The following is a 14,944-nucleotide window of genomic DNA, read 5'->3' as shown; positions in this document are numbered from 1 at the left end:
GCTACAGGGGGCGAGGGCAGGGCGAACCCAAATCAGCAGCGTGGGCTTATTCCGAAACGCGCCGTTGTGGCTTAGGAACCGGGACGGGATTTACGGCGGAAACTCGATCCGCATGCGCGCACCGGTTCCCTCATGCGCATCCAGAATCTGGAAACGCGCCCGATGGCTGCGTGCGATCTCCTCGACGATCGCCAGGCCCAGGCCGCTGCTTTGGCCGTCGCTGCCCGCTGCACGGTAGAACCGCTCCCGTACGCGTTCGCGCTCGGCGGCCGGAATGCCTGGGCCGCTGTCTTCCACTTCCAGATAGGGCGCGCCGTTGTGCCGTCCGCAGCGAAGCGTGATGTTGCCTTGCTTGGGCGTGTGGCGAATGGCGTTATCCACCAGGTTGATCAGCAGTTCGTGCAGCAGCCAGTACACACCATGGACCTGCACCGGTTCGCATTCGGCGCCCAGGTCGATGTCGTGTGTCAGCGCGCGGTCCAGCATCGATCCGACCACGGCGCTGATCAGCGCGTCGAGTTGGATGGCGACGAAGTCGCTGGGGCCATGTGCGGACGGCTCTGCGCGCGCCAACGCCAACAACTGGTTTGCGGTATGGGCAAGACGATCCACGCTGCCTTGCAGGCGACTGATGCGTTCCTGTTGGGCACGGTCCTGTGTTTCGTTCGCCAGTACTTCCAGCTGCGCTTTCAAGCCCGTCAGTGGTGTGCGTAGCTGATGCGCGGCATTGGTCAGGAAATGCTGTTGCGCCAAGGTGGAATCGCGCACGGTGACGAACAAGGTGTTCATCGATTGCACCAGCGGACGCACTTCGCTGGGTATGGGATCCAACGGCAACGGCTGCAGCGATTGAGGTTCACGCTGCATGATCTGGTCGCGCAAGCGGTTGATCGGGCGCAGTGCGATGCGAATGCCAAACAGACACAGTCCAAGCACCAGCAGCAGCTGGATGCCATCGCTCACGCCAACCAGCGTATCCAGCCGGCGCACGATCGTGTCGCGCCGGTGCACCGTTTCACCCACAGTGACGACGATGGGCTCGCCATCGACCACGGTGTGATAGCTGGCCAGGCGATAGTAGAGCCCTTTATGGCGCGTTTCGCCGTAGGTGAGATTGTCGATGATCTCGCCTGTGGTCATCGGCAGTGTTTCATCGCCGGCCAGCGTCGTGCCGTCGGCTTGGCTGACCCGGTAGACGAAGTTTTCATGCGCGCCCGAATACAGCCGCATCCACGACATCGGGCGGTATTCGGGATCAAACCGCCCCGGTGGTCGGCCACGTTCGAATGGCTCGTCGCCGGGCGGAGGTGGCAGTGGCATCGGACCTTCGCCCGGTCCGTGAATCAGCGGCGGACCGGGATCCTGCTTTTCGACGTAGAGGTGTCCATCAGGTCCCTTGTGCACGTGCGATGCGATCGCCACCGCGGAATGTGACAGCGCGCGGTCGAACATGTCGTACATGGGCGACACGTAAGTGCGGTGATCGGCCCAGATACTGGCGATGAGCAGCAACACCAGCGGCAGCAGCAAATAGCCGAACAGGCGGCTACGAATGCTGGGGACGCGTGAGGGCCTGGAACTGGACATCGTGCCGCCTGCCATGAACCGATCAGTACAACTCAGGCGTCATCGAGGCGATAACCGAGTCCGCGGATGCCGCGTACCGTGGCGGCGTCTCCCAGCTTCGCACGCAGGCGCGAAACGTGCACTTCGATCGCGTTGCCGGAAATTTCCTCGTCCCAGCTGACGATCGCCTGGATCAGACGCTCCTTGCTCACCACGCGACCGCTGTGATGTGCCAGGCATTCCAGGATCGACCATTCGCGGCGGGTCAGCTCGAGCACGCGTCCGGCATCATCGATGGCACGGCGTCCGGCCAAGTCGATACGCAGGCGACCCACGACCATTTCATTGGCGGCGGCAGCCGTGGCACGGCGGATCAGGGCACGGCAGCGCGCCGCCAGTTCGGGCAGTGCGAAAGGTTTGACCAGGTAATCGTCGGCGCCCAGGTCCAGCGCGTTGACGCGGTCATCCAGGCCATCGCGTGCGGTCACGATCAGTAGCGGCAAGGGACTGCCATCGCGGCGCAGGCGGCGAACCAGGGTGAAGCCATCTTCACCGGGCAGGCCAAGGTCCACGATCGCAAGATCGTAGTGGGTGGTGTCCAGGCGACCCTGGACGGATTCGGCATCGGTCACTGCGTCTACCACATAGCCGGCGGTGGCCAGGCCGCGCACGATGGCGTCGGATACAAGGGGATCGTCTTCAACGAGCAGAATGCGCATTACGGCTTAGGCGAAGGGGAGTCGCAAAATCCTAGCAGCTGTAACGCTGACGACACAGAGTGGCGTAAGACCTACGCGGGAAATGGTGTTCACCGCTTGTTGGGGGAGGCTGGACAGGTGAGGGCATCGTTATGCTGTTATCGAATACGCGTTAAGCTGACTGTTTGTTCATAAAAATCAGCATCTTGAGACGTTTTTCCTGCCATATTTGAGCTTGATCCGATACTCGTCACCGGGAAATTTTGGCCCAATGGCAATCGCTGGCCGCGGCCCTATCGGGTGTGTGGCTCAGCAAGCCTGCGAGATGACGGACGCTCTCGCCATTCCCTCCATGGCAGTCCTACGCCGCCTGAGTTGGCTGCGGGGGCCACTGCGTGCCGGAAAAAATGATGTTCGTCGTGGGTTTCTCCGCCGTCAAAAAGCAGCTTTTGCAGTTGAAATGGCCCGCCGTGGCTGGCGGCATGCTTGCCGCATGGCTCGCGGCCTCCGCCGTGATGGCCGCGCAGCAGCGCGCGCCGGACTATCTGGACAGGCACGCATCTGCCACGGATCACGCACCTGATTTTCTTCAGGTCTCGGAGAAAGCGTGGCTCTCGCACGCAAACGTCTCCCGTCGCGCGCAGGCGGCCATTGCGGATGTCTCCGACGATCTGACGGCAGAGCCGGGATCGTATTTTCGTGTTTTGACGCGCATCTATGGCGCGTCCACCGGGCACCTCGCACCGGAGCAGGTTGTTGAGGCGGAAGAGCCGATGCCGCTGGATGAAGTGGCGAGGTTCCACCAGATGGAAACGCACATGCCGGTAGCGCTGGCGCGCATCACATCGGAATTCGGCAGCCGTCCCAATCCGTTCGGAAGAGGGCATGCGTTTCACGGTGGTATCGATCTTGCGGCGCGAACGGGATCACCGGTGTATGCCGTGGCTGCGGGCACGGTGATCAGGGCTGTTTATGATCGCAGTTACGGCAATGTCGTAGTGATCGATCATCACAATGGTTACAAAACCTTGTACGCACACGCCTCTAAATTGCTGGTGAAGGCGGGCGAGAAGGTGAAAGCCGGGCAACAGATTGCCAAGGTCGGATCCACCGGTCATTCCACCGGGCCACATCTGCATTTTGAGATTCATCGCAGCGGGCAGCGGGTGGATCCTGGTCCTTATCTGGCTGCGTTGTGAATTCGCTCCGGCAATGGTTGTTTTTATGTCTCCGCATTGCATCACCGTACCTCACCATCATTCCGGCGAAGGCCGGAATCCATGCTTCGTACTGGTCATGGATTCCGGCCTTCGCCGGAATGACTGAGGTGCAGGATGTTTTTGGCGGTTCTGATGCGAAAAGTGTCTCAAACAAAAACGCCCGGCATTTGCCGGGCGTTTTTGCTTTTGATTGCAGCGAAAATCAGCGCTTCATCGAATTGAAGAACTCGTCGTTGGACTTGGTGTTCTTCATCTTGTCGAGCATGAATTCCATGGCTGCCAGCTCGTCCATCGGATGCAGCAGCTTGCGCAGAATCCAGATCTTGGCCAGCAGATCCGGCTCGATCAGTAGATCTTCGCGACGTGTGCCGGAACGGTTGATGTCGATAGCTGGATACACGCGCTTTTCGGAGATGCGGCGAGACAAGTGCACTTCCATGTTGCCGGTGCCCTTGAACTCTTCGTAGATCACCTCGTCCATCTTGCTGCCGGTTTCGATCAGCGCGGTGGCGATGATGGTGAGCGAGCCGCCTTCTTCCACGTTACGTGCCGCGCCGAAGAAGCGCTTCGGACGTTGTAGTGCGTTGGCATCCACACCACCGGTGAGCACCTTGCCGGAGCTGGGCACCACGGTGTTGTAGGCGCGCGCCAGACGCGTGATGGAGTCGAGCAGGATCACCACGTCTTTCTTGTGTTCGACCAGGCGCTTCGCACGTTCGATCACCATTTCGGCGACCTGCACGTGACGCACAGCGGGTTCGTCGAAGGTGGAGCTGATCACTTCGGCGCGAACGGTGCGGGCGATTTCCGTCACTTCTTCCGGACGCTCATCGATCAACAGCATGATCAGATGCGCATCGGGATGGTTGTACGTGATGGCCTGCGCGATGTTCTGCAGCATCATCGTTTTACCGGATTTCGGCTGCGAGACAATCAAGCCGCGCTGACCGCGACCGATCGGTGCGACCAGATCCAGGATGCGTCCGGTGATGTCTTCGCTCGACCCGTTGCCGCGCTCGAGCTTGAACGCCTTGCGTGGGAACAGCGGCGTCAGGTTCTCGAACAGCATCTTGTTTTTCGATGCTTCCGGCGGATCGCCGTTGATGTCGTCGACCTTCAGCAGCGCGAAGTAGCGCTCGCCTTCCTTCGGATGACGCACGCGTCCGGTGATGTAGTCGCCGGTGCGCAGGTTGAAGCGGCGGATCTGGCTGGGCGATACGTAGATGTCGTCGGGGCCGGCCAGGTACGACTCGTCGGCGGAGCGGAGGAAGCCGAAGCCATCCTGCAGGATTTCCAGCACACCCTCGGCCCAGATACCGCCGCCAGAGCGAGCGTGGGCTTTGAGGATGTTGAAGATCACATCCTGGCGACGTTGGCGGGCGACGCCTTCCTGGATGCCCAGCGATTCGGCGAACTCCAGCAGCTGAACCGGGTTCTTGCGCTTGAGTTCGGTGAGGTTGATGACGCGATCGTTGCTGCCGATATCCGCGTTCTCATCATCCACCGGCAAGCCGTGCGGGTTGCGCGGCGCGCCGCCACCCTGGCCTGGCGGGCGCTGGTTGCGCTCATGGCGACGGCGACGGTTGCGATCGTTACGGTCGTTGCGGCGGTCGTTGTTGCCCTGGTAGGGGCCGTTCTGACCGCCGTTGTTCTGGCCGCCCTGGTTGTTCTCGCGAGGCGCTTCCTGCTGCTGGCCTTCGCTTGCCTGGCCGTTGCCGCCGTAGCGCAGCTGTTCTTGCGCCGGGGAGGAAGGGGCGGGCGATTCGGCGGCAGGGGCCGGGCGCTCGACAGCGGGCGCCGGAGCTTCCGCGGCTTTGTTGCCTTGCGCGTTGGCATCGGCCGCTGCGGCAGCGGATCGTCGTGGTGAACGGGTTCGAGTAGGGGTATCAGTCACAGTTTTGGGTTCGGCGCTAATGGCGTCGGAAGAATCTTTGCTTTCGATATCGGACACGGGCAAACCTCACGGGGCGCCGTTGATGACAGGAGGGAGGACGAGCGTTGCGCGGAATGCGCGAGGGGGCAAGAGAGCCCCGACTGAATGAATCTAGCACTCGCTGCGCAGCGTCGTAAAGGGCATGCGCAGCGAGAGAGGCGGTTAGGCGCCCCTTAGATGGCCTTGTCGATCATCTGAGCCAGCTGGCCCTTGCTGACCGCGCCGATCTGGGTGGCCTCGACTTTGCCGTTCTTGAACACCATCAGGGTCGGAATGCCGCGCACGCCGTAGGTGCGGGGGGTTTTCTGGTTATGGTCGATGTTCAGCTTGACCACCCGCAGCTTGCCTTCGTACTGCTTGGCGAGATCTTCCAGGGCGGGGGCGATGGCCTTGCACGGGCCACACCATTCGGCCCAGAAGTCCAGCAGGACGGGGGTTTCAGACTTCAGCACTTCCTGGTCGAAGGCGTCGTCGCTCACATGACTGATAAGTTCGCTCACCGTGGGTCTCCGAGGGTAAGGCGGGTGGGGTTTACGATCGCGCGCCGATCATCAGCTACACTATAGGAATGCCCATGAGGCGCGGGTCGATCCGGGAATGGAAGCGGTGCCGTTGCGGCAGGGTTCCATTCCAGCCTAAGTCGGGACGCGATTCAAGCGATTCAAGGGCACTTGCGGCAGGTCCAGCTGGTATAGGTGAGGTGGCTTTATAAGTCGTTTCACCTATGCCGGCGGGACGTGCCGCCCTTTCGGCGCCGCTGCCTGAAGCGCGCCGCACCCATCCACCTGTCCCAAAGTTGCCTGACTGACTGCGGGACCGGGCCGGTCGCCCTGCGCCGGCTCGTACCAGAATCCCCATTCATGTCCCAGACTGTACTCACTGAAACCTTTTTCACCCAATTCGATTTGCACCCGCTGCTGCAGCAAGGCCTCGACGAGGCCGGCTTCGCACGTTGCACGCCGATCCAGGCGCTGACCCTGCCGATAGCGCTCACCGGCCGCGACGTGGCCGGCCAGGCCCAGACCGGCACCGGCAAGACCTGCGCCTTCCTGGTTGCGATGATGAATCGCCTGCTGACCCAGCCGGCAGTGGCCGAGCGCAAGGATTCCGATCCGCGTGCACTGGTGATCGCACCGACCCGCGAACTGGCGATCCAGATCGAAAAGGACGCCAAGAGCATCGGCCGCTACACCGGCCTGCGCACTGCGCTGATCTACGGCGGCGTCGACTACGACAAGCAGCGGCAACTGCTGAAGGACGGCTGCGACATCATCATCGCCACGCCCGGCCGCCTGCTCGACTACCACAAGCAGAACGTGTTCGGCTTCAACGGCGTCGAAGTGATGGTGGTCGACGAAGCTGACCGCATGTTCGACCTTGGCTTCATCAAGGACGTGCGCTTCATCTTCCGCCGCCTGCCGACGCGCGAGCAGCGCCAGGTGCTGCTGTTCTCGGCCACACTGTCGCACCGCGTGCTGGAGTTGGCCTACGAGCACATGCACAACGCCGAGAAGCTGGTGGTGGAGACCGATAACGTCACCGCCGATCGGGTGCGCCAGCTGGTCTACTTCCCCGCCAAGGAAGAGAAGATGCCGCTGCTGCTCAACTTGCTCGAGCAGACCAAGGCCGAGCGCAGCATCATCTTCGTCAACACCAAGGCGGCTGCCGAGCGCATCACTGATCGCGTCAAGCGTCAGGGCTATCGCGTTGGCGCACTGTCCGGCGATGTGCCGCAGTTGAAGCGCCAGAAGTTGCTGCAGCGCTTCCAGGATGGGCAGCTCGACATCCTCGTTTGCACTGACGTGGCCGCACGCGGTCTGCATATTCCCGCCGTCAGCCACGTCTTCAACTACGACCTGCCGCAGGATGCCGAAGACTACGTGCACCGCATCGGCCGCACCGCGCGTCTGGGTGCTGAAGGCGATGCGATCAGCTTCGCTTGCGACTTGTACGCCATGTCGCTGCCGGATATCGAGGAATACATCGGGCAGAAGATTCCCACCGCGGCGATCGCTCCCGAATTGCTGGTGATGCCGGAGCCGAAGCAGATCGACGCTCAGTTCGTAGCGGATGCTGCTTCCGATAGCGCGGCGTTTGGCGACAAGGTTGTGTCGCGTGACAAACCCTCAGGTGGCCCGCGCCACCGCAGTGGTCGTACCGGCGAGCGCTCTGGCGCGCCGGAACGGCGTCGCGAAGATCGTCCGCGCAAGCCGCGTGTCGAGGAAGCCGCTGCCGCCCATACGGATGTCGTGTCCGCGCCGGTACCTTCCGACAAGCCGCAAGGCGAAACCAGTGGCGAGGGCAAGCGTCGCCGTCGCCGTGGTGGCCGCGGCCGTCGTCGTGCGGGTGCCGCGCCGGGTGCAGAGGTCGCCGCCAATCAGGTGACTGCTTCGGGTGGCAACAACAGTCGTCCCTCACGTCAGGTGGTGGCGCAATCGCCGTCCGGCGAGCAACCGGCGCCGAGGAAGCAGGGTTTCTTCCGTCGCCTGGTGAATCTGTTCAAAGGCCGCTGAGCGCAGTATCCAACGCCTTCCCCCGCAAGCCGGGGAAGGCGCTGTTCCGGTGGTCGCGCAGATTCCGCGTCCCTGTGATGCCTTCATCACGATGACCTCGCGTCGAAGCGTGGCGCATAGGAGGACAGGCACTACCGCATCCCTTATCCTTGCCGCCATCGACACATGCGGTTAAAGGTGGGGAACGCGGTGATCCGCTTCGACCAGGTCAGCAAGCGCTATGAAGGGGGGCATGAAGCCCTCTCTCAGCTCACATTCGAAGTCGCCAAGGGCGAGATGGCATTCGTCACCGGTCATTCCGGTGCAGGCAAGAGCACCTTGCTCAAGTTGCTGGCGCTCATCGAACGCCCTTCGCATGGCCACATCAGCCTCGATGGGCAAAGTCTGGCCAAGGTCGGGCAGGGCGGCATTCCCAAATTGCGCCGCAGTCTCGGCATGGTGTTCCAGGATCATCGCTTGCTGATGGATCGCACCGTGTTCGCCAATGTCGAACTGCCGTTGGTGATCGGCGGCATCGCGCCGCAGGAGCGCGGCCGACGTGTACGTGCAGCGTTGGAGAAAGTCAGTCTGCTCGATTATGAGCGCCAGCTTCCTGCCTCGCTCTCCACCGGTGAGCAGCAGCGCGTGGGCATCGCGCGCGCCATCGTGGCAAAGCCGACCGTGCTGATTGCCGACGAACCGACTGGCAATCTCGACCCCCAGCTTGCCGTCGAAATCATGGGACTGTTTGCGGAATTCCAGCAGGTCGGCACCACCGTGCTGATCGCCAGCCATGATCTGCCGTTGATCAAGCGCATGAAGAAACGCGTCATCGTGCTTGATCACGGTCGCCTGGTCGCGGATGTGGCGGCGGAGGAAGTGCTATGAGCACGCCCAATGAGGTTCAGGCCCCGCAGACGCAGGCACCCGTGCGCACCGAACGCAGTCATCGCCGTCCGGTAGCAAGCTGGCGTGAGCATCACGGTTGGAGCGCGAGTGCCAGCTTGCGCCGCCTGTCGTCCAAGCCGGTGGGCACCTTGCTGACCGTTGCGGTGATGGGGCTGGCGTTGGCGTTGCCACTGGCCTTCTATCTGCTGCTCTCCAACGCACAGTCATTGGGCGATGCGCTGGGCCGCAACCAGGTCATCAACGTATTCCTGAAAACGGATCAGGTCGCCAGTAACGCACAACTGCTCGCCAAGCAGGTCGAGCAGCATGACGGCGTCGCCAGCGTCACGGTGAAGACGCCGCAGCAGGGCATGGACGAACTGAGCAAGATGCAGGGCTTCTCCGATTCGCTGCATGCGCTGGACGACAACCCACTACCGTACGTGCTCGAAGTGCAGCCGCAGGACGGCATTTCTGCCGATGCCGCCAATCATCTGGTCGATGATCTGCGCGGCATGCAGGGCGTAGACATCGTGCAAGACAGCGGCACCTGGCGTGAACGCCTGGACGCCCTGCTGAATGTGGGAAATCGCGCTGTGCTGATCCTGGCAGCCTTGTTTGCGCTGGCGGTGTTGCTGGTGGTCGGCAACACGGTACGCGTGGACATCACCAGCCGCGCCGAGGAAATCGGCGTACTGAAACTGATCGGCGCCAGTCGCGCATTCGTGCGCCGCCCGTATCTCTACGCCGGCATCTGGTACGGCCTGTTCAGCGGCATTCTGGCAGTGGGTCTGGCGGTCGCCATTGAGTTTGCGTTGGCCGAACCCGTGGCCCGGCTCAGTCAAGCCTACGGTGGAAAGCTGCGCGTGGGCGGCTTGCCGCCGTGGCTGCTGTTGGCTGTACCGGTGGCCGCCGCCGTCCTCGGCTGGCTCGGCGCCCGCTTGGTCAGCGCCTGGCAGTTGCGGCGCGCTGCATGAACGAATGAGGCAGGCGGTGAAATCGTTCGCACTGCCTCCTGCGAGTCTGAGGCATGATTGACCGGCCAAACGGGCGCAGGGGCGTCTGCCGACGCACGAGCATGGAAGCTTAGGGGATGGTGGGGACTTTTAATGACTGCAAGTATCAGCAGCCGCGACCTCAGCGCTGCACCGCGTGTGCTGGTGGTGGACGGCTCCAAAGTCGTGCGCCAGCTGATCACGCGCGTACTGAAAACCGAGCTGCCGCAGGCTGAGGTCGTAGGTTGTGGCAGCGGCGCGGAAGCGCAGCAGCTGCTCGGCGACGGCGTGTTCGATTTCATTACCGTCGCGTTGCGGCTGCCCGACATGGATGGGCTGGAGCTGGCGCGCTATGTGCGCGAATCCGCGCCGCAGGTGTATGTGCCGATCGTGGTGGTGTCAGGCGACGTCGATGATCGCCTGCATCGCCGCGCGCTGGGCGAACACGTCACGGATTATTTCGACAAATCACTCGGCTTCCAGGCGCTGGCCGAATTCATCCGCGGCTATGTGCGGCCGGAAAGCAGCGCCGAAGGCGTAGTGCTGTACGTGGAGGACAGCCGCGTCGTCGCGCTGGCCACACGCCGCATGCTGGAGAAGATTGGTCTTACCGTACGCCATGTGGTCAGCGTGGAAGATGCGCTGGCCATGCTGGAAACCGAGCGTGCGCAGGGTTTGGTCGGCGTCGATGTCGTGCTGACCGACGTCAGCCTCAAGGGCGAGCTGACCGGCGGCGACCTGCTCAAGTTTATCCGCACCGATTTCGGCTATGGCAAGGGCAAATTGCCGGTGCTGGTGATGACCGGTGATGAAAATCCCGACAATCAGGCCATGCTGATCCGTGCCGGCGCCAATGACCTGGTGGAAAAGCCGGTCGAAGAACGTTTGCTGATCACCAAGCTTCTGTTTCAATTGCGTGTGGCGCAACATCTGCGCGCACGCGAAGAAACAGGCTAGCCGCAATGAGTGATGAAGAACGCATCAAGTTCGAGCCCTCGTGGAAGGAGCGCATTGGCGATTATCTGCAGCGGCCGGACATGCGGGCGCTGTCCGAGTTTCTGCGTGCGGAGAAGCGCAACGGCAAGGTGATCTATCCGCCTGGCCCGGAAATCTTCAATGCCTTCTCGCACACGTCGTTCGATGCGGTGCGTGTGGTGATCCTGGGACAGGATCCGTATCACGGGCCGGGGCAGGCACATGGTTTGTGTTTTTCCGTGCGGCCGGGCGTGCCGGCACCCCCGTCGCTGGTCAACATCTTCAAGGAAATCCAGCGTGACCTGAATATCGCGCCGCCCGATCACGGCTGCCTCACGCCGTGGGCCGATCGCGGCGTGCTACTGCTCAATGCGGTGCTTACCGTGGAGCGCAGTCTGGCTGCTTCGCATCAAGGCAAGGGCTGGGAAGGTTTTACCGATGCAGCTATCGACGCGCTTAACCGCGAGCGCGAAGGCATCGTTTTCATGTTGTGGGGCTCCTATGCGCAACGCAAAGGCCAGCTGATCGATACGCGCCGCCACGCTGTACTGAAATCAGTGCATCCCTCGCCGCTGTCCGCGCATCGCGGTTTTATCGGTTGCGGGCATTTCTCTGCCGCCAACCGTTACCTGGAAAACATTGGGCAGCCACCCATCGACTGGTCACTACCGCCTCGCGCCCAACTCGAAGCCACCTGATCGCCACCCCGCCATGGCGCGGGAAATGAGACGCCGACTTAAGCGTCAGATAGGCCGGGGCTGTTCTGCCAAGGCGAGGCAACCCCTTTCTTTGCCGCACCTCCGCTTACCGGCCCTTCAGCCCCCAAAAGTCATGCTTGAAACCACCCCTCCCGGCAACCATCGGATTGGACAAGGCCGGGGCATTCGTGTACTATTCGGTACATAAAAGGCGCCGGAACTCCGGACGCCTTTAGCACTCCAAGTACCAGAGTGCTAAGCTGACCCCATATTCAGGAGGTTCCAACATGTCCCAAGCCTTGGCAGCGGCCACTTTGCCGGTTCCCAGCGTCGTTGGCAGTCTGGATGCCTACATCTCGGCGGTTCACCGCATCCCGGTGCTCAGCCAGGAAGAAGAGCAGGACCTGTCGCGCCGCTATCAGTCGGAGGAGGATCTTGCCTCCGCCCGCAAGCTGGTGATGTCGCACCTGCGCTTTGTTGTTCACGTGGCCCGTGGCTATAGCGGCTACGGTCTGCAGCTGTCCGATCTTATTCAGGAAGGCAACATCGGCCTGATGAAGGCGGTCAAGCGTTTTGACCCCGATCAGGGCGTGCGCCTGGTCAGTTTTGCCGTGCACTGGATCCGTGCAGAAATGCACGAGTTCATCCTGCGCAACTGGCGCATCGTGAAGGTGGCCACCACCAAGGCGCAGCGCAAGTTGTTCTTCAACCTGCGCAAGAGCAAAAAGCGCTTGGGCTGGATGAATGCCGAGGAAGTGCGCATGGTCGCCAAGGACCTTGGCGTGCCGGAGGCCACGGTGCGCGAGATGGAATCGCGTCTGTCCGGCCGTGACATCGGTTTCGAAGCCCCGGCGGATGCCGAGGACGATGCCAAGCCGGCACCGGAAGCGTTCCTGGTCGACGAAGGCGCTGATCCGTATCAGAACGTGGCCGACGCCGACCAGACTGACAACCAGCTGGAAACCCTGTCGAATGCGCTGCGCAAGCTGGACCAGCGTTCGCGCGACATCATCCAGCGCCGCTGGCTCAATGAGGAAAAGGCCACGCTGCAGGATCTGGCGGATGAGTATGGCGTTTCCGCTGAGCGTATTCGCCAGGTTGAAGCGAATGCGATGAAGAAGATGCGCGGGTTGTTTGCGGCCTGATCTGGCATCGCTTCAAAGCGTGAGTTATGACGGCCTCCCTTGTGGAGGCCGTTTTTGTTGTGGGCGATTACAGGATGAGAGTCTCTGGATGAATCAGGCAAAACCATCCGCGATTCACCTGAGCCCATCCATGGCCTACCCTTACGGTCAACGATGGAACGGCCGGTAACCTGCATGCCCCACATCCTGGTCATCGAAGACGACGAAATCACGGCACGCGAAATCGTGCTGGAGTTGGCCTCGCACGGCATTACCGCCGATCGCGTGCACGATGGCCAGCAAGGTTTCCTGCGCGCGCAGGAGCCGCATTTCGATGCGATCACCCTGGACTTGATGCTGCCCAGCATGGATGGCCTGACCTTGGTGAAACAACTGCGCGAACGCGGCATTACCACGCCGGTGCTGATGATCAGCGCCATGGGCGATGTGGACGAACGCGTGCGCGGCCTGCGCGCAGGTGGCGACGATTACCTCACCAAGCCGTTTGCGCCGGATGAAATGGCGGCGCGCATCGAGGTGCTGCTGCGCCGACACCGGCAAGATCACCCGGCGCAAACCCGGCTACGCGTGGCCGATCTGGAATTGGACATGATCAGCCGCACCGCACGCCGCGGCAGCCGCGAGTTGACCTTGCTGCCCACGGAATACCGCTTGCTGGAATTCCTGATGCGCTATCCGGGACAAGTGCTGACGCGTGCGATGATTTTCGAAAGTGTGTGGGGGCTGCGCTTCGATCCTGGCACCAATCTGATCGATGTACATATCGCGCGCCTGCGCCGCAAGGTGGACAACGATGGCGAGCCGTCGCTAATCCGTACCATGCGCGGCTCGGGGTATCGCCTTGGCTAGTGCAACCGCCAGGAACCTGTCGATCCACTGGCGGGCAACCACGTCGCGGCTGCTGCTCGCCTATGGTGTGTTCTTCGTCATCTGGGGCACGATGCTGCTGGGTTACATTTATTGGGAAACCCTGCATTACCTCGAAACGCGCACGGACATGCAGCTCAAGCAGCAGGTCACTTATCTGCGCGGCCTCGATCAGGAGCACATGCTGGTGGCGTTGAATGATTACGTCATTCTGGAACGCACTAATTACAACGCGTGGGGCTTGTTCGACGCGAACAAGAAATGGCAATACGGCGACGTGCTGCAATTCCCTGCCGGCTTGAAGATCGATTCGGATTCGGTGCGCATGCCAACCGAGCAGGTGATCAGCGGACCGTTTGCGCCGGCGACGTCGAAACTTTCTGTGATTGCCGCGCATCTTCCCGGTGGGCAGATCCTAGTGCTCGCGCACACCACGCGCATCGCGGCGCGCGTTGGCAACATCATTTCGCACGCGGTGTGGTGGGGCGTTTCGTTCACCCTCGTGCCGGGCCTCATCGGCGGCCTGATTCTCAATCGAGGACCGCGGCGGCGCATCCGGCAGATCGAATCGGCTACGCACCCGATCATGCGCGGCGATCTGCGACAGCGCTTGCCGGTAAGCAATCGTGGCGATGAACTGGATCGGCTTGCCGCCATCGTCAACGATATGCTCGACCAGATCGAGCGGCTGATGGGCGAGGTAAAAGGTGTTTGCGACAATATCGCGCACGATTTGCGCACACCACTGACGCGTCTGCGTTCACAACTGTACCGCGTGCAGCAGGAACTGAACGAGCAGGATCCGCATGCCTCGCTTATTGAGCGCTGCGCGTCCGATGTCGACGAGGTACTCGCCAGGTTTCGCGCATTGCTGCGCATCTCCGAACTGGAAGACCGCCGCCGCCGCGAAGGCTTTGTCGACGTCGATCTCGGTGAAACGCTGGAGCGGGTGTACGAACTCTATGCCCCACTGGCCGAGGATCAGCAACTGCAATTTGAGCTTGAGTCCGAGCCTGGCTTGATCGTGCAGGCCGATCCGGATTTGCTGTTCGAGGCCGTCGGTAACTTGGTCGGTAATGCGATCAAGTTCACCCCGGTGGGCGGACGGGTCGGCCTGATGGTGCAGCGTATCGCTCCTGATCTGGCGCATATCGAGGTGGCGGACAGCGGCCCGGGCATTCCGGAAGAACAACGCCACGCGGTATGGCAGCGTTTTTACCGCGGCGAAGGCAATCGTGACGCATCCGGGCATGGCTTGGGGCTGAGTATCGTGGCAGCTATCGCCAAGCTGCATGACTTTGAACTGAGCATCGACGGACACGGTCCCGGCACCCGTATGGGCATGAATTGTCCGTTACAGCCCCATCGGGAAACGCCCGAAACCGCTTAGCAGCCGCATTTAGCCGACTTTCATTAAACAATCTTCATGCCTATGAAAGGCATGTCTATCAGACGGTGCTGATAATA

General features: G+C 61.7%; 13 protein-coding genes. 9 read left to right on the top strand and 4 right to left on the bottom strand.

Going from position 1 to position 14,944, the window contains the following annotated elements; translation table 11 throughout:
- Nucleotides 1-90: 90 nt before the first annotated feature.
- Entirely contained in the window at nucleotides 91-1,587 is a 1,497-nt protein-coding gene (locus tag ISN74_RS17525; RefSeq protein ID WP_188800443.1) for a sensor histidine kinase, read from the bottom strand.
- Between the two features lie 32 nt (nucleotides 1,588-1,619).
- Nucleotides 1,620-2,285, bottom strand: a complete 666-nt coding sequence (locus ISN74_RS17520; RefSeq protein WP_188800442.1) for a response regulator — start codon at nucleotides 2,283-2,285, stop codon at nucleotides 1,620-1,622.
- A gap of 374 nt (nucleotides 2,286-2,659) precedes the next feature.
- Between ISN74_RS17520 and ISN74_RS17515 the strand changes: the two genes are divergently transcribed.
- Nucleotides 2,660-3,463, top strand: coding sequence for a M23 family metallopeptidase (locus ISN74_RS17515; protein WP_203546640.1), 804 nt, complete (start codon nucleotides 2,660-2,662; stop codon nucleotides 3,461-3,463).
- A 223-nt stretch (nucleotides 3,464-3,686) separates the two neighbouring features.
- On the opposite strand, the gene rho is transcribed toward ISN74_RS17515, so the two are convergent.
- Together rho and trxA are read right to left on the bottom strand one after the other, a co-directional pair.
- Entirely contained in the window at nucleotides 3,687-5,435 is a 1,749-nt protein-coding gene (gene rho / locus ISN74_RS17510; RefSeq protein ID WP_188800440.1) for a transcription termination factor Rho, read from the bottom strand.
- A 155-nt stretch (nucleotides 5,436-5,590) separates the two neighbouring features.
- Entirely contained in the window at nucleotides 5,591-5,917 is a 327-nt protein-coding gene (trxA, locus tag ISN74_RS17505) for a thioredoxin TrxA (RefSeq protein WP_188800439.1), read from the bottom strand.
- 360 nt (nucleotides 5,918-6,277) lie between these two features.
- Here trxA and ISN74_RS17500 point away from each other — a divergent pair, with 360 nt between their 5' ends.
- The 8 genes from ISN74_RS17500 (at nucleotide 6,278) to ISN74_RS17465 (ending at nucleotide 14,867) form a co-directional block, all read left to right on the top strand.
- A complete protein-coding gene (locus ISN74_RS17500) occupies nucleotides 6,278-7,930 on the top strand; it encodes a DEAD/DEAH box helicase (RefSeq protein ID WP_188800438.1) in 1,653 nt (550 codons plus the stop codon).
- Nucleotides 7,931-8,119: 189 nt separating this feature from the next.
- Nucleotides 8,120-8,797: a cell division ATP-binding protein FtsE gene (ftsE, locus tag ISN74_RS17495; RefSeq protein WP_188800437.1), complete on the top strand. Its 678-nt coding sequence runs from the start codon at nucleotides 8,120-8,122 to the stop codon at nucleotides 8,795-8,797.
- On the top strand, nucleotides 8,794-9,774 hold the full coding sequence (gene ftsX / locus ISN74_RS17490) for a permease-like cell division protein FtsX (protein ID WP_188800436.1): 981 nt from the start codon (nucleotides 8,794-8,796) through the stop codon (nucleotides 9,772-9,774). Before ftsE ends, ftsX begins: the two co-directional genes overlap by 4 nt.
- 132 nt (nucleotides 9,775-9,906) lie before the next feature.
- On the top strand, nucleotides 9,907-10,749 hold the full coding sequence (locus ISN74_RS17485; protein WP_188800435.1) for a response regulator: 843 nt from the start codon (nucleotides 9,907-9,909) through the stop codon (nucleotides 10,747-10,749).
- A gap of 5 nt (nucleotides 10,750-10,754) precedes the next feature.
- Entirely contained in the window at nucleotides 10,755-11,465 is a 711-nt protein-coding gene (ung, locus tag ISN74_RS17480) for a uracil-DNA glycosylase (RefSeq protein ID WP_188800434.1), read from the top strand.
- A 287-nt stretch (nucleotides 11,466-11,752) separates the two neighbouring features.
- Nucleotides 11,753-12,610 (top strand): RNA polymerase sigma factor RpoH, encoded by an 858-nt coding sequence (gene rpoH / locus ISN74_RS17475; RefSeq protein ID WP_188800433.1) that lies wholly within the window; start codon nucleotides 11,753-11,755, stop codon nucleotides 12,608-12,610.
- Between the two features lie 174 nt (nucleotides 12,611-12,784).
- Entirely contained in the window at nucleotides 12,785-13,459 is a 675-nt protein-coding gene (locus ISN74_RS17470; RefSeq protein WP_188800432.1) for a response regulator transcription factor, read from the top strand.
- A complete protein-coding gene (locus ISN74_RS17465; protein WP_229679339.1) occupies nucleotides 13,452-14,867 on the top strand; it encodes a sensor histidine kinase in 1,416 nt (471 codons plus the stop codon). Before ISN74_RS17470 ends, ISN74_RS17465 begins: the two co-directional genes overlap by 8 nt.
- Nucleotides 14,868-14,944 lie beyond the last annotated feature (77 nt).

This window comes from Dyella caseinilytica, assembly GCF_016865235.1.
Taxonomy (GTDB): Bacteria; Pseudomonadota; Gammaproteobacteria; order Xanthomonadales; family Rhodanobacteraceae; genus Dyella_B; species Dyella_B caseinilytica.
This window is presented reverse-complemented; position numbering and strand designations above follow the sequence as displayed.

What these genes read in the sequence shown, in the direction of transcription:
- ISN74_RS17500 (WP_188800438.1), top strand. Translation starts at nt 6,278, where the DNA reads ATGTCCCAGACTGTACTCACTGAAACCTTTTTCACCCAATTCGATTTG.
- ung (WP_188800434.1), top strand. Translation starts at nt 10,755, where the DNA reads ATGAGTGATGAAGAACGCATCAAGTTCGAGCCCTCGTGGAAGGAGCGC.
- ISN74_RS17520 (WP_188800442.1), bottom strand. Translation starts at nt 2,285, where the DNA reads ATGCGCATTCTGCTCGTTGAAGACGATCCCCTTGTATCCGACGCCATC.
- ISN74_RS17485 (WP_188800435.1), top strand. Translation starts at nt 9,907, where the DNA reads ATGACTGCAAGTATCAGCAGCCGCGACCTCAGCGCTGCACCGCGTGTG.
- rpoH (WP_188800433.1), top strand. Translation starts at nt 11,753, where the DNA reads ATGTCCCAAGCCTTGGCAGCGGCCACTTTGCCGGTTCCCAGCGTCGTT.
- ISN74_RS17525 (WP_188800443.1), bottom strand. Translation starts at nt 1,587, where the DNA reads ATGTCCAGTTCCAGGCCCTCACGCGTCCCCAGCATTCGTAGCCGCCTG.
- ISN74_RS17470 (WP_188800432.1), top strand. Translation starts at nt 12,785, where the DNA reads ATGCCCCACATCCTGGTCATCGAAGACGACGAAATCACGGCACGCGAA.
- ftsX (WP_188800436.1), top strand. Translation starts at nt 8,794, where the DNA reads ATGAGCACGCCCAATGAGGTTCAGGCCCCGCAGACGCAGGCACCCGTG.